The 13,851-nt window shown below is 69.4% G+C and carries 13 protein-coding genes; 2 read left to right on the top strand and 11 right to left on the bottom strand.

Features of this window, described 5'->3' with window-relative positions; translation table 11 throughout:
- The first annotated feature begins 5 nt into the window (after positions 1–5).
- Positions 6–1,649: an allophanate hydrolase gene (atzF, locus tag OHA03_RS25400; protein WP_267006079.1), complete on the top strand. Its 1,644-nt coding sequence runs from the start codon at positions 6–8 to the stop codon at positions 1,647–1,649.
- 199 nt (positions 1,650–1,848) lie between these two features.
- Entirely contained in the window at positions 1,849–2,952 is a 1,104-nt protein-coding gene (locus tag OHA03_RS25395; RefSeq protein ID WP_267006078.1) for an LLM class flavin-dependent oxidoreductase, read from the top strand.
- A gap of 129 nt (positions 2,953–3,081) precedes the next feature.
- Here OHA03_RS25395 and OHA03_RS25390 read toward each other — a convergent pair whose 3' ends face one another.
- The 11 genes from OHA03_RS25390 to pafA form a co-directional block, all read right to left on the bottom strand.
- Positions 3,082–5,913, bottom strand: coding sequence for an RNA helicase (locus tag OHA03_RS25390; RefSeq protein WP_267006077.1), 2,832 nt, complete (start codon positions 5,911–5,913; stop codon positions 3,082–3,084).
- A gap of 50 nt (positions 5,914–5,963) precedes the next feature.
- Positions 5,964–6,854, bottom strand: coding sequence for a diacylglycerol kinase (locus OHA03_RS25385; protein ID WP_267006076.1), 891 nt, complete (start codon positions 6,852–6,854; stop codon positions 5,964–5,966).
- Positions 6,855–6,872: 18 nt separating this feature from the next.
- The gene (tatC, locus tag OHA03_RS25380) at positions 6,873–7,823 is read right to left on the bottom strand and encodes a twin-arginine translocase subunit TatC (RefSeq protein WP_267006075.1); all 951 of its coding nucleotides are present in this window, start codon (positions 7,821–7,823) and stop codon (positions 6,873–6,875) included.
- 62 nt (positions 7,824–7,885) lie between these two features.
- Positions 7,886–8,176, bottom strand: coding sequence for a Sec-independent protein translocase subunit TatA (gene tatA, locus OHA03_RS25375; RefSeq protein ID WP_267006074.1), 291 nt, complete (start codon positions 8,174–8,176; stop codon positions 7,886–7,888).
- Positions 8,177–8,418: 242 nt separating this feature from the next.
- Complete coding sequence (locus OHA03_RS25370; RefSeq protein ID WP_267006073.1) at positions 8,419–8,616, bottom strand: hypothetical protein; 198 nt, start codon at positions 8,614–8,616, stop codon at positions 8,419–8,421.
- A 44-nt stretch (positions 8,617–8,660) separates the two neighbouring features.
- Positions 8,661–8,930, bottom strand: a complete 270-nt coding sequence (locus tag OHA03_RS25365; RefSeq protein ID WP_267006072.1) for a hypothetical protein — start codon at positions 8,928–8,930, stop codon at positions 8,661–8,663.
- Between the two features lie 18 nt (positions 8,931–8,948).
- Positions 8,949–9,905, bottom strand: a complete 957-nt coding sequence (locus OHA03_RS25360; protein WP_267006071.1) for a YafY family protein — start codon at positions 9,903–9,905, stop codon at positions 8,949–8,951.
- A 14-nt stretch (positions 9,906–9,919) separates the two neighbouring features.
- Positions 9,920–10,873, bottom strand: coding sequence for a YafY family protein (locus OHA03_RS25355; protein ID WP_267006070.1), 954 nt, complete (start codon positions 10,871–10,873; stop codon positions 9,920–9,922).
- A gap of 138 nt (positions 10,874–11,011) precedes the next feature.
- Entirely contained in the window at positions 11,012–11,383 is a 372-nt protein-coding gene (locus tag OHA03_RS25350) for an FKBP-type peptidyl-prolyl cis-trans isomerase (RefSeq protein WP_267006069.1), read from the bottom strand.
- A gap of 43 nt (positions 11,384–11,426) precedes the next feature.
- On the bottom strand, positions 11,427–12,362 hold the full coding sequence (locus OHA03_RS25345) for an FKBP-type peptidyl-prolyl cis-trans isomerase (RefSeq protein WP_267006068.1): 936 nt from the start codon (positions 12,360–12,362) through the stop codon (positions 11,427–11,429).
- 125 nt (positions 12,363–12,487) lie between these two features.
- A complete protein-coding gene (gene pafA / locus OHA03_RS25340) occupies positions 12,488–13,849 on the bottom strand; it encodes a Pup--protein ligase (protein ID WP_267006067.1) in 1,362 nt (453 codons plus the stop codon).
- Between the last annotated feature and the right edge of the window lie 2 nt (positions 13,850–13,851).

The raw sequence follows: 13,851 nt of genomic DNA, 5'->3' as shown, positions 1-13,851 counted from the left end.
CACACATGACCACGCCCACACCCGTCCTGGCCCGGGTCCGCGCCGCCCATGCCCGGATCGAGGCCGTCGACCGTCCGGAGATCTGGATCGACCTGCGCCCGCTGCCCGAGGTGGAGGCCGAGGCCCGAACCCTCGACGCCCGCGTGTCCGCGGGGGAACATCTCCCCCTCGCCGGCCGCTTGCTGGCCGTCAAGGGCAACATCGATGTCGCCGGCCTCCCCACCACCGCGGGCTGTCCGTCGTACGCGTACAAACCGACGGCCGACGCGCCGGCCGTGGCCCGCCTCCGCGCGGCCGGAGCCCTGGTGATCGGCACGACCAACCTCGACCAGTTCGCCACAGGTCTGGTCGGCACCCGCTCCCCCTACGGAGCGGTCCGCCAGGCCCATGACCCGTCCCTGATCAGCGGAGGCTCCAGCTCCGGTTCTGCGGTCGCCGTCGCGCTCGGCATCGCCGACCTGTCGCTCGGCACCGACACCGCGGGCTCCGGCCGGATCCCGGCCGCGTTCAACGGGATCGTGGGCCTGAAGCCGACCCGCGGCCTGGTCCCGACCGACGGTGTGGTCCCGGCCTGCGCAAGCCTGGACTGTGTCACCGTCTTCGCCCGTACGCTCCCCGAGGCCGAGCAGGCGCTCGCCCTGATGGCCACGACCGCGCCGCAGTCCGCGCCCGCCCGGACATCGGGTCCCTGGCGGATCGCGGTCCCGGCGACCGAACAGCTGGGCGAGCTGGACCCCGGCTGGGCGGAGGCGTACGAGGCAGCGGCCGACCGCCTCCGCGCGGCGGGCGCGCACCTGCAACCGGTGGACCTGGTCCCCTTCCTGGAAGCCGCCGCCATGCTGTACGAGGGAGCATTCGTGGCCGAGCGCTACACGGCGGTCGGCGCATTCATCGACACCGCCCCCGCCGCCGATCTCGACCCCACCGTCGCCCACATCATCACGGCGGCCCGGGACATCCCGGCACACCGTCTGTTCGCCGACCGGGACCGGCTGGCGGTTCTGCGCGATGGCGCCATGACGGCCCTCTCCGACGCCGACGCCCTTCTCCTGCCCACCGCTCCGGGTCACCCCACACTCGCGGAGGTGGCCGCGGACCCGCTGGGCGTCAACGCACGGCTGGGCCGGTTCACCAATTCCACCAACCTGTTCGACCTGTGCGCGGTGGCCGCCCCCGCCGGCGACGTGGCCGGACACCCCTTCGGCGTGATGCTGATCGGACCGGCCCACACGGACGAACGCCTGGCCCTCATCACCGCGCTGCTGACCCCGCCCACCAGGCTCGTCGTCGCGGGCGCCCATCTGACGGGCCAGCCCCTGAATCCTCAACTCCTTTCCCTGGGCGCCCACTTGCTCCATACGACCACCACGGCCCCTGTCTACCGCCTGCACGCCCTGCGCACCGACCCGGCCAAGCCCGGCCTGGAACGGGTGGGCGAAGGCGGCGCCGCGATCGAGGTGGAGGTATGGCAACTGCCCCCTGAGGGCCTCGGCCGCCTCACGGCGGAGCTCCCGTCCCCCATGACGCTGGGCCGGGTGGAACTCTCGGACGGCACAACCGCCCCCGGCTTCCTGTGCGAGCCCTACGCCCTGCGCAGCGCAACGGACATCACGGCGTACGGCGGCTGGCGCGGCTACCTCGACCGCTGACCGGGAGCATGGTTGACGCAGTACCGATCCGCCTGTTCCACTGAGCAGATGCGTCCTCAGCTGCGGCTGGTCACCCGCGACCACATCGACTTCGGTCGAGTGTGGTCGGCCTCGTGTCGTCCCTGACTGCTCATACGTCAGCGCGTCAGCACTGTGCACGACCCGACCGGTTCACCGCAGCACGAGATGAGGCTTTGCCATGCCCGTCGAGTTTCTCGGCATCGCAGCAACCAATGACGGATCCGAAGTGACGCCCCGCTCCGGAGCATCCTTCGACAAGGAGTACACGCTCGAGCTGGCACGCGCGCACGAGGACTACGGCTGGGACCGGGTGCTCTTCGCCTACGGCTCGGGCTCTCCCGACCCGTCCCCCGCGGCCGCCTATGTCGCAGCGCGCACCGACACCCTGCAGATCCTGGTCGCACACCGGCCCAACGTCTCGTACCCGACGTTCGCCGCGAAGACCTTCGCCACCCTGGACCGGATCAGTGACGGCCGCCTCGCCGTGCACTTCATCACCGGCGGCAACGATCACGAACAGCAGCGCGAGGGAGACTTCCTCACCAAGGACGAGCGGTACGCCCGTACCCGCGAGGCCATCCAGATCATCAAGAAGGCCTGGACCTCGCACGAGCCCTTCGATCACGAAGGCACCCACTACCGCTTCAACGACTTCGTGAGCGATACCTTCCCCGTCCAACAGCCCCACCCGCGGGTCTCGTTCGGCGGTTCCTCGCCGGCGGCCTACGCGGCAGGGGGCGCCGAGGCCGACATCTACTGCCTGTGGGGCGAGCCCCTCGCCGAGACTGCGGAGCAGATCGCCGCGGTCAGGGCGGCGGCGAAGGCGGCGGGCCGCGTCGACGTCCCGAAGATCCAGGTCGCCTTCCGCCCGATCATCGCACCGACCGAAGAACTCGCCTGGGAGAAGGCCCACCGGACGCTCGACCGGATCAAGGCCCGCAAGGCGGGCACTCCGCTCAGCCGCCGCCACCCGCTCCGGAACCCGGAGAACGCGGGCTCCCGACGGCTGCTCGCCGTCGCCGACCGGGGAGAGCGCCACGACCGCGCACTGTGGACACCGACCGCGGCCGAAACCGGTGGCGCCGGCAACTCGACGGCGCTGGTGGGCACACCGGAGACGGTCGCGCAGGCACTGCTGGACTACTACGACCTGGGGGTCGAAGTGCTGTCCGCCCGGGGGTACGACCTGCTCGACGATGCGATCGACTTCGGGCGCCATGTCATCCCGATCGTCCGGGACGAAGTCGCCAAACGGGACGCCGCACGTAAGACCGCTGCGTAACCGGGGCTCCGTCCCCTGACCCCCCGGTCCTCGACCCCGGACGGACCCGATCCACCCGGCCCCAACCCGTCCGGGCCGCGATCCAGCCCGTCCGGCGCCTGAGGACCGGGGTCCGGGGCAGAGGGCCCGTCACCCCACCGAGCTGTAGGCCACAACCCCTCGCAGCACCGCATCCATCGCCTTACGCGCATTGCGAGCCACTGAGCTCTCCCCGCCTCCCGGCGCCGCAGCAGCGATCTGCCCCAGCACATCGATCACCTGCTTGCACCACCGCACGAAGTCCCCTGCCGGCATCTCCGCCTCGCGCAGCACCTCGTCCAGCGTCCGTCCCGACGCCCACATGTAGACCGCCCAGGCGAACCCGAGATCGGGCTCCCGCTGCCCGACACCCTCCGTCTGGTTGATCTTGAAGTCCTCCTCCAGGGCATCGAGCCGCCCCCAGATATGGACCATCTCGGCCATCGCCGTCTTCGCCGGTCCGGACGGCAGCTTCGGTGCCACCGCGTCGTCCGCCTGCCGCGCCTCGTACACCAGCGCCGACACACACGCGGCGAGCTCCGCCGGGTTCAGCCCTTCCCAGACCCCGGCCCGCAGGCACTCGCTGGCCAGCAGGTCCAGCTCGCCGTACAGCCGGGCCAGCCGCCGCCCGTGCTCGGTGACCTCGTTGCCCCGCAGATAGTCCAGCTCGGTGAGGAGCGCGACGATCCGGTCGAAGGTGCGGGCAATCGTGTTCGTCCGCCCCTCGATCCGCCGCTCCAGCTGCTTCGTGTCCCGCTGCAGCCGGTGGTACCGCTCCGCCCACCGCGCATGGTCCTCGCGCTCGGCGCACCCATGGCAGGGATGGGCCCGCAACTCGGCCCGGTAGCGGGCGATCTGCTGGTCGTCGGCGGCCTCGGCCCGGCCCCTGCGGTGCCGCTCCGGCACGATGTGCCCCGCCTTCGTCCGCAGCGCCGACGCCAGATCGCGCCTCGACTGCGGCGACCGCGGGTTGAACGACTTGGGCACCCGCATCCGCTCCACGGCCTCGACCGGCACGGGGAAGTCGATCGCGGCGAGCCGCTTGACCTGTCGCTCGGAGGTCAGCACCAACGGCCGCGGCCCGTCGTAGTATTCGAGCCCCCGGTACCCGTTGACCCGCCCGGCAGGCAGTCCCGGGTCCAGCACGAGCGCCAGTCCGGCGAACTTCCCGGTCGGCACGTGGATGACGTCGCCCGGCTTCAGCTTCTCCAGGGACGCCGCAGCCGCCGCCCGACGCTGCGACGCACCGTGCTTGGCGAGCTCCGTCTCCCGCTCCTTGAGGTCGCGGCGCAGCCGCGCGTACTCCTCGAAGTCACCGAGGTGGCAGGTCATGCCCTCGCGGTAACCCGCCAGGCCCTCCTCGTTCTTCTGCACCTGCCGGGAGATCCCGACGACCGACTGGTCGGCCTGGAACTGTGCGAACGAGGTCTCCAGCAGCTCGCGCGACCGGTGCCGCCCGAACTGGTGCACCAGGTTGACGGCCATGTTGTACGAGGGCCGGAAGCTGGACCGCAGCGGATAGGTGCGGGTACCCGCGAGTCCGGCCAGCGCCCCCGGGTCCATGCCGCGCTGCCACAGCACCACCGCATGGCCCTCGACATCGATCCCGCGCCGCCCGGCACGACCGGTCAGCTGGGTGTACTCGCCGGGGGTGATGTCCGCGTGCTGCTCACCGTTCCACTTGACGAGCTTCTCCAACACCACGGAGCGCGCGGGCATGTTGATGCCGAGGGCGAGGGTTTCCGTCGCGAAGACCGCCTTGACCAGCCCGCGTACGAACAGCTCCTCGACGACCTCCTTGAAGGTCGGCAGCATGCCCGCGTGGTGCGCGGCGATGCCCCGCTCCAGCCCTTCGAGCCATTCGTAGTAGCCGAGGACATGGAGGTCCTCCCCGGGGATGGACGCGGTCCGCTCCTCGACGATCTCCCGCACCAGCCGGCGCCTGTCCTCGTCGTTGAGCCGCAGACCGGCCTGCAGACACTGCTGTACGGCGGCCTCGCAGCCGGCCCGGCTGAAGATGAACGTGATCGCGGGCAGCAGCCCTTCCGCGTCCAGCCGGTCGATGACCTCGGGCCGGGACGGGGTCCAGATCCGGCTGCGCTGGCGCCGCTCGCGCTCGCGGTCCGCCTCGCGCACCATCTTTCCGCGGCGGCGCTCGCGCGGGTTGTACCCGCGCTGGTTCTCCATGCGGGCGAGCCGGACGAGGTCGGGGTTGACCTCGCGGCGGCCGGCGCCACGGCCGCCGTGGTCGGTCTCCTCCTCGAAGAGGTCGTACATCCGGCGGCCGGCCAGCACGTGCTGCCAGAGCGGCACGGGTCGGCTCTCGGCGACGATCACTTCGGTGTCGCCGCGGACGGTGTCCAGCCAGTCGCCGAACTCCTCGGCGTTGGACACGGTCGCCGACAGCGACACCAGCGTCACCGAATCCGGCAGATGAATGATCACTTCCTCCCACACCGCACCACGAAAGCGGTCGGAGAGGTAGTGCACCTCGTCCATCACGACATGACCGAGGCCGCGGAGCGCCTGCGAGCCCGCGTACAGCATGTTCCGCAGCACTTCGGTGGTCATGACGACCACCGGGGCATCGGCGTTGACGCTGTTGTCGCCGGTCAGCAGGCCGACCTTGTCCGCGCCGTAGCGCTTGACCAGATCGGCGTACTTCTGGTTCGACAGGGCCTTGATGGGCGTGGTGTAGAAGCACTTGCGGCCCTGGCGGAGCGCGAGATGCACGGCGAATTCGCCGACGATCGTCTTGCCCGACCCGGTCGGGGCGGCGACCAGCACCCCCTTACCCGCTTCCAGGGCCTTGCATGCCTCTATCTGGAACGGGTCCAGATCGAACTCGTACATCTCGCGAAAGGGCGCAAGAGCCGTGGCCTGCTCGGCGGCGCGGATCCGGAATGCCTGGTATCGCTCAGCTGGTGAGAGGTCCTCTGTCATCTTGCTTACGAGCGTACCCGTCACCTCTGACAGTCAGCGCGATCTTTATTTCACTGTGCAAGAACCCTGACCGCACCCGGCACGCACGTGGCGGTGAGCGGCAGCGCACCGAGCGGTTCGCCGTCCGCGTAGGCGGTGACGGAGGCGGCGGCCAGCTCGATCGACGAGACCCGGTGCACGGTGACCGCGGGGTGGTCGAGGTGCGTGCCCCTGTAGACCCGGGGGAACACCTTGAGCAGCGTCGTACGGCTGCAGTCGCCGACGACGGTCACGTCGAAGAGCCCGTCGTCCATGACGGCGTCCGCACAGATCCGCATGCCCCCGCCGTAGGTGGAGCCATTGCCGACCGCGATGAGCGTCGCCTCGATCTCCTGGACCGGCCCGCCGTCGAGCCTGATGCGGTACGGGATCGTCCGGAACGCGGCGAGCTCGGCGAGCATCGCGAGGTCGTACTTGAACCGCCCCCCGACCCAGCGCATCCGGTTGCCCCGGTCGTTGACCCGGGAGTCGAAGCCGGAGGCCAGCACGGACCCGAACCACCGGTCGCCGACCCGGCCGAGGTCGATGTCCCTGATCGCCCCGCCCTTGAGCGCCTCGGCGACGAGCCGGCCCGCGGCGGCCGGGTCCCGTATCGGCAGACCGAGGGCGCGGGCGAAGTCGTTGCCGGTACCGACGGCGATCACGCCGAGCGGCGTCATCGTCCCCGCCACGGCCTGGAGGGCGAGGGACATCATGCCGTCCCCGCCCACGGCTATCAGTGCACCGGTCCCGCCGTCGACTGCCTCACGGGCCCGCCGCAGCGCGTCGTCGGCGTCCTCGCCCAGGACCGTACGTACGGAGAATCCGGCGTCCCGCAATGCGGAAGCGGCCGGCTGCGCGGCGTGCGCGCCCCGGCCGCGTCCTGCGGTGGGATTGACGAAAAGGGTGATCTCGCTGGTCACCCGGGGGACCTTACAAGGTCAGGTGATGTCGTCGTAACCGTTCACCCGGTCACGGTCCGGCCCCGACTGGGCCGGCAGCGACCTGACGGACGAGACCGGTTCGATCTCACCGACGTCCTCGGGGGTGAGGTCCAGCTCCGACGCCTCGTCATCGGCGGGACCCTCCGCCTCGCGCTGGGCCTTGCGACGGTCGTTGAGGAGCGAGAGCGCCGTCGCGCAGAAGTACAGGACCCAGATCGGCCCGGCGAGCGCCAGCATGGTCAGCGGGTCGGTACTGGGCGTGGCCAGTGCGGCGAAGACCGTGATGCCCATGATCATGCCGCGCCACCAGCCGAGCATCCGCTTGCCCGTGATGACGCCGCCGAGGTTCAGCATGACGAGCAGCAGAGGCAGCTCGAAGGAGAGCCCGAAGACCACCACCATGCGCGTGATCAGGTCCAGCAGGTCGTCGAGCGGCAGCTGGTTGTCCAGACCGGCCGGCGAGAACTCCAGCAGGACCTTGGCCATCGTGGGCAGCGTCTTGTACGCGAAGAAGCCACCGGCGAGGAAGAGCGGGAAGCCCGCGCCGACGAAGGCCAGCGAGTACTTCTTCTCGTGCCTGTGCAGTCCCGGGGCGATGAACGCCCAGAGCTGGTAGAGCCAGATCGGCGACGAAAGGACGACGCCTGCCATCAGGGAGACCTTGAGCGCGAGGGTGAACGGCGTCAGCAGACCGTTCAGGACGATGCGCGCACAGGTGCCGTCCTCCTTCTTGGCGAGTTCGGCGAAGCTCGAATGGCAACCGACCGCCTTCAGCACCGGGTCGGTGAAGAACTCGATGATCCCCTTGTAGAAGAACGCGGCGACGATCGTGACGACGACGATCGCCAGGAGAGCCTTCGCCAGCCGGTTGCGCAGCTCACGCAGGTGCTCCACCAAGGGCATGCGGCCCTCGGGGTCCGTCTCCTGTTTGCGGGCAGACTTGAGCAACCCACGTCCTCATCTCGTGCAGCAGGCCGTCACCGGTCACGGCGCCTGCGTCGGCCCAGTTGTCAGCGGTTGGTCGAGTCGGTCGGCTCGGCGACCGGTCGCGAACTCGTCACATCGCCGGGCGCGGCCTTGATCGTGCGCGGGGCTGTCTGGTCCTGGGCGGGGTCGTGCGGCGGGTCGGCGGGGGTGGCCGACGGGTTGCCCTCCGACTTCATGGCTTTGGCCTCGCTCTTGAGGATGCGGGCCGACTTGCCGAGCGAGCGAGCCATGTCAGGAAGCTTCTTCGCGCCGAACAGCAGAACAATGACGACGAGGATCAGGATGATCTCGGGAGCGCCGAGCCTTCCGAACATATGCGTGTACCTTCTCACCGAGGCAGCAGGGGTGGGGCTGATCGAACGTCGGACAGACGTCCGATCTTCGTACTGTCAGCGATCGTATCCCGCAGGAGTAAACGCAGGGCAATACCCATGCATCCTTGCGATTACGGCCCACGCCTCGCTCTCAGGGCCGCCAGTGCAGCGTACCCTCCGAACCTGAGAAACTGGAGGCCGCGCCCCTCGCCGATCGACCGGCCCGATCCGAAGGACCTGGCCTACCGCAGGGATTCACCGGTGGCTGCAAGATCGGTGGCGGCCCGTTCGAGATCCTCGGCCGCCCGGTTGATGCGCTGAGTGGTGTGGGTCACCTGGCGCCCCAGGCGCTGCGCCTCGACGAAGACCTTGACGGCCAGCACGCCGAGGACGGCGATGCCGAGGAACCCCAGGGCGATGGCGAGCATGGGCCAGAACATGCGCAGAGCCTCGATATATCTAGGTGGGCCGGGTGTCCGGAGTACTACAGCCCGGCGTGGAGGCGGAGCGTCCGTACGCCGCCGCCGGTCAGGAGCTCAATGATCCGCTCCCCGGCCGGCTTGCGGACGGCTGCTCCGCACTCGGGGCAGGTGAAGGAGTAGAACGTCGTACGGCGGCTGGCGCCGATGGCGAGGCGCAGGGCGCCCGCCGCGAGCTCGAAGCGCCCGCGGCAGTCGGGGCAGGCGGCCTTGAACCGTACGGACTCGGGTACCACCACGGTCGGGACACCTGACACCACAGACATATTGCTCATATCTCCTCAGGTATCCGTTCAGGCCGGGCCGTCATAGGCGGCCAGCGCCGCCCGTGCCGCCTGCCGCGCGCTCTGCGCCAGCTCCTGCGGGGCGACGATGCGCCCTTCCCCTCCGAGCCGTAGCGCAAGCCTGCGCAGCGAGGCCGGATCGGGGGTGCGCAACGTGATCCGCAGTCCGCCGTCGGCCAGCTCCTCCGCGCTGTCGTGCGGGTAGTACTCGGCGACCCAGCGGCCACCGGGTCCCACCTCGATCACGACCTCGGGATCCTCGGCCGCCGGCTGCACCAGCCCCTCGGAGAGATCCCGCAGCTCCAGCTCCGGGGGTGCGGACGGCTCGTCCAGCAGTCGGATCTCGGCGACCCGGTCGAGCCGGAACGTACGCCGGTCCTCGGAGAGCCGGCACCAGGCCTCCATGTACGTGTGCCCCACGGCGAACAGCCGGATCGGGTCCACCTCACGCTCGGTGAGCTCGTCGCGCGCGGGCGAGTAGTACCGCAGCCACAGCCTGCGCCGCTCGGAGATCGCCCGGTCGACATCGGCGAAGACGCCGCCCTCCGCCTCGAAGGTGACCGAGAGCCGGGAGCTCGCCGCCGCCGTCTCACCTGCCGCCGTCTCCAGCTTGGCGGTGGCCCGCAGCAGCGCCTGCCGGTCGCTCTCCCGCAGCCCCGGCAGCGTGGCCACGGCGCGCGCGGCGACCAGAAGAGCCGTCGCCTCGTCGGCCGCGAGCCGCAGCGGCTCGGCCACGTCGTCCGGGTTGTGCCACCAGATCCGGTCACCGTCGGTGTCGATGTCCAGCAGGTCGCCGCCGCGGAAACTCGTCCCGCACATGGGGAGCACGTCGAGGTCCGAGATCAACTCGTCCTCGGTGATCCCGAACGCACGGGCGACATCCTGCACATGGGCGCCGGGGCGCTCCCGCAGATACGTCACCAGGGACAGCATCCGGCGTGTCTGGTCGATCGCGTTCGTCGCCATGAATACGGTCCCCCTCAGTCCTTGGCCACGGCGCGCAGCCGGTCCACCACATCGGCCCGCAGATCCGCGGGTTCCCGCACGACGACGTCCGGGCCGAACTCGACGAGCCAGGCGTCCAGACCGTGTCCGTACGGGATCTCCAACTCGTCCCAGCCGTCTCCGAGTTCCCGCACGGATATCGCGCGCGACCGCAGCGGGTAGCCCGAACCCGACCGCAGCCTGATCAGCGCGGTCCGGGTCGCCGTCTCCCCGGCCCAGCTCTCCACGGTCTCCCGGACGGTCACCACGTCGGGCACCTCGGCGGTGAAGGCCCCGGCCCGCGAGCGGACCCGGCCGGTGATCCGGGACAGCCGGAACACCCGCTCGGCGCCACGGTCCCGGTCCCAGCCCGCCAGATACCAGTGGCCGCGCCAGCACTCCAGCGTCCAGGGCTCGACCTGGCGCTGCTCGGGCTGGGCGGCGTTGGCCTTGCGGTAGTCGAAGGTGACCGTACGGCGGTCGCGGCACGCCAGCATCAGCGGCTCGAACGCGGTCTCATGCACCGGAATGCGGGGTTCGAGCGCGCTGTGCACCTCGTACGCGTCCTCGGCCTCCGGCATCCCCGCGGCCCGCAGCTTCTGCAGCGCACCACTGGCCGCGCCGGCGAGCCGGGCCTGCTGCCAGACCTTCGCGGCCAGACCGAGCGCCGCGGCCTCCTCGGCGTCCAGCGTGATCGGCGGCAGCCGGTTGCTGTCCCGGCGGGCCAGATAGCCGGTGTCGCCGTCCAGGTTCTCCACGGTCTCGATGACCAGACCGAGCTCGCGCAGATCGTCCTTGTCGCGCTCGAACATCCGGTTGAAGGCGTCGTCGGAGCCCGCTTCCAGGTACGCCTCGATGGACCCGCGCAGCTCGCGCTTGCTGAGCGGGCGCCGGGTCCCCAGCAGGCACAGCGCCAGGTTCATCAGCCGCTCGGCCTTGGCAATGGCCATCGACGCCCCTTTTCTACTTGCTCTACGACGATCGACCGTACCGCTCCCGGGTGTCCGGACAAAAGCGAGGGCCCACGCCGTACGGAACGAGGGCCCGTGCAGTCCAGCACGGGCCCTCGTGATGCGTCCGGGGACGGATCAGACGGCGACCAGGTCGCAGACGAAGATCAGCGTCTCGCCCGGGGCGATACGGCCGCCGGCGCCGCGGTCACCGTAGGCGAGGTGCGCCGGGATGGTCAGCTGGCGACGGCCGCCGACCTTCATGCCCTGCACGCCCTGGTCCCAGCCGGAGATGACCTGACCGACACCGAGCTGGAACTGCAGCGGGGTGCCGCGGTTCCAGGAAGCGTCGAACTCCTCGCCGGTGGAGAAGGCCACGCCCACGTAGTGGACCTTGACCATGTCGCCGGCCTTGGCGACCGCGCCGTCGCCCTCCCAGATGTCCTTGATCTCCAGGCCGGCCGGCGGCTCGCCACCCGGGAAGTCGATCTCGGGCTTCTCGATGCTCACTGAACTGCTCCTCCAAATGATGAACTGGACAACCGGGACAGTCTTACATCTTTGCCAGCAGGTCCACGGCGAACACCAGGGTGGAATTGGCGGGGATGGACTGCTGCGCCTTGTCGCCGAACGCCTGGTCCGGCGGGATGACCAGCAGGACACGGCTGCCGATCTTCTTGCCGATCAGACCGTTCTTCAGGCCCTTGAGGGTGACCTGGGCCAGCGGGAAGGTCTGGGTCTTGCCCTGGGCGTAGGTGCTGTCGAACGTCTTCCCGTCCTTCCACAGCAGGCCCACGTAGTTCACGACGACGCTGTCGGTCTCCTTGATGACGTCCCCGTTGGACTCCAGGATGTAGTTGGAGACCAGCTTCTTCGGCGGGTCGGTCTTCTCGGGGATCTTGACGGACGGCGCCTTGCCGTCGGTGTTGGTGCCCACCTTCGGCAGGTCGACGTTGTCCTGGGCGACCTCGGTGCCCTTGGCGGACGTCGGGATCTGCGTCGCCTTCAGGATGTCCACGACGAAGACGAGGGTGGCGTTCGGCTTGATGTCGCCCTGGCCCTGCGGGCCGTAACCGAGGTCCGGCGGAATGACCAGCTCGACGCGGCTGCCGACCTTCTGGCCGAGGAGGCCCTGGTCCCAGCCCTTGATGACCATGCCCGCACCGAGCGTCAGATCGAAGGGCTGCTTGCGGTCGAAACTGTTGTCGAACGGCTTGGTGGAGTCCCACGCCTGTCCGAGGTAGTTGACCTGGATCGCGTCGCCGTTCTTGAGCTTCGCGCCATCGCCCTCACTGACGACCTGCGTCTTCAGCTCCTTGGGCGGATCGCCCTGTCCCTTGGACAAGGTTGGCTTCTCGCCGAACTTCGCACCCGCGGTGATCGCGGGGAATCCGTTCTTCGAGGCGGAGTCGGAGCCCTTGCCGTCGCCACCGCACGCCGCCGTCAACAGCAGCAGGGGGACAACGAGAAGGGCGGCAAGTCGGCGCACTGGTTCCTCAGATCTCAGACGACACAGATGGTTGAGTCCCCGACACTCTAGGGCGTGCACAGGGCCCCGTACGAGGACGTACGGGGCCCGAGTCGCACAAGTGCCGAGGCGCGTCCTGCGCCGGCTCACATACCCGCGATCAGCTTCTCCACTCGGTCGTCCACCGAACGGAACGGATCCTTGCACAACACCGTGCGCTGCGCCTGGTCGTTGAGCTTGAGATGGACCCAGTCGACTGTGAAGTCCCGCCGCTGCTCCTGCGCCCTTCGGATGAAGTCGCCGCGCAGCCGCGCCCGGGTGGTCTGCGGGGGCACCGACTTGCCCTCGAAGATCTTCAGGTCGTTGCAGATACGGGCGGCCTGCCCCTTCCGCTCCAGCAGGTAGTACAGCCCGCGCCGACGGTGGATGTCGTGGTACGCGAGATCTATCTGGGCGACCCGCGGATGCGACATGGTCATGTTGTGCTTGGCCCGGTACCGCTCGATGAGCCTGTACTTCATCACCCAGTCGATCTCGGTGTCGATCCGGTCGAGGTCCTCGGCCTCGATCGCGTCGAGCGTGCGGCCCCACAGTTCCAGGACCTGGGCGACGGTGCCGGTGCGGATGCCGCGGCGATCGACGAAGTCCGCGGCCTTCTCGTAGTACTCGCGCTGCACCTCGATGGCCGACGCCTCACGGCCGCTGGCGAGGCGGACCTTGCGCTGGCCCGTGATGTCGTGGCTGACCTCGCGGATCGCCCGGATCGGGTTCTCCAGTGTCAGATCGCGCATCACCGTGCCCGCTTCGATCATCCGGAGCACCAGGTCCGTCGCGCCGACCTTGAGCAGCATCGTCGTCTCGGACATGTTCGAGTCGCCGACGATGACATGGAGGCGGCGGTACCGCTCCGCGTCGGCGTGCGGTTCGTCGCGCGTGTTGATGATCGGACGGGAGCGCGTCGTCGCGGAACTGACGCCCTCCCAGATGTGCTCGGCACGCTGGCTGACGCAGTAGACCGCGCCGCGCGGGGTCTGCAGCACCTTGCCCGCTCCGCAGAGCAGCTGCCTCGTGACGAGGAAGGGAATGAGGATGTCCGCGAGCCGGGAGAATTCTCCGTGTCGCGCCACGAGGTAGTTCTCGTGACACCCGTAGGAGTTTCCCGCCGAATCGGTGTTGTTCTTGAAGAGATAGACGTCGCCCGCGATTCCCTCCTCGTGCAGGCGGCGTTCGGCGTCGACGAGCAGGCCTTCGAGAATGCGCTCGCCTGCCTTGTCGTGGGTGACCAGCTCGGTCAGATTGTCGCATTCGGGGGTTGCATATTCCGGATGCGATCCCACGTCGAGGTAGAGGCGGGCGCCGTTCCGCAGAAAGACATTGCTGCTGCGGCCCCATGACACAACACGGCGGAAGAGGTAGCGCGCCACTTCGTCAGGAGACAGTCGGCGCTGTCCCCTGAACGTGCACGTGACGCCGTACTCGTTCTCCAGCCCGAAAATGCGGCGGTCCATGA

Source organism: Streptomyces sp. NBC_00154 (assembly GCF_026342835.1).
Lineage (GTDB): Bacteria > Actinomycetota > Actinomycetes > Streptomycetales > Streptomycetaceae > Streptomyces.
The sequence above is the reverse complement of the archived record's forward strand: the minus strand, read 5'-3'. Positions and strand labels throughout refer to the sequence as shown.

Excerpts from the sequence above, each read along its gene's own strand:
- atzF (WP_267006079.1), top strand. The coding sequence starts at position 6 with ATGACCACGCCCACACCCGTCCTGGCCCGGGTCCGCGCCGCCCATGCC.
- OHA03_RS25395 (WP_267006078.1), top strand. The coding sequence starts at position 1,849 with ATGCCCGTCGAGTTTCTCGGCATCGCAGCAACCAATGACGGATCCGAA.
- OHA03_RS25390 (WP_267006077.1), bottom strand. The coding sequence starts at position 5,913 with ATGACAGAGGACCTCTCACCAGCTGAGCGATACCAGGCATTCCGGATC.
- tatA (WP_267006074.1), bottom strand. The coding sequence starts at position 8,176 with ATGTTCGGAAGGCTCGGCGCTCCCGAGATCATCCTGATCCTCGTCGTC.
- OHA03_RS25370 (WP_267006073.1), bottom strand. The coding sequence starts at position 8,616 with ATGTTCTGGCCCATGCTCGCCATCGCCCTGGGGTTCCTCGGCATCGCC.
- OHA03_RS25365 (WP_267006072.1), bottom strand. The coding sequence starts at position 8,930 with ATGAGCAATATGTCTGTGGTGTCAGGTGTCCCGACCGTGGTGGTACCC.
- OHA03_RS25360 (WP_267006071.1), bottom strand. The coding sequence starts at position 9,905 with ATGGCGACGAACGCGATCGACCAGACACGCCGGATGCTGTCCCTGGTG.
- OHA03_RS25355 (WP_267006070.1), bottom strand. The coding sequence starts at position 10,873 with ATGGCCATTGCCAAGGCCGAGCGGCTGATGAACCTGGCGCTGTGCCTG.
- pafA (WP_267006067.1), bottom strand. The coding sequence starts at position 13,849 with ATGGACCGCCGCATTTTCGGGCTGGAGAACGAGTACGGCGTCACGTGC.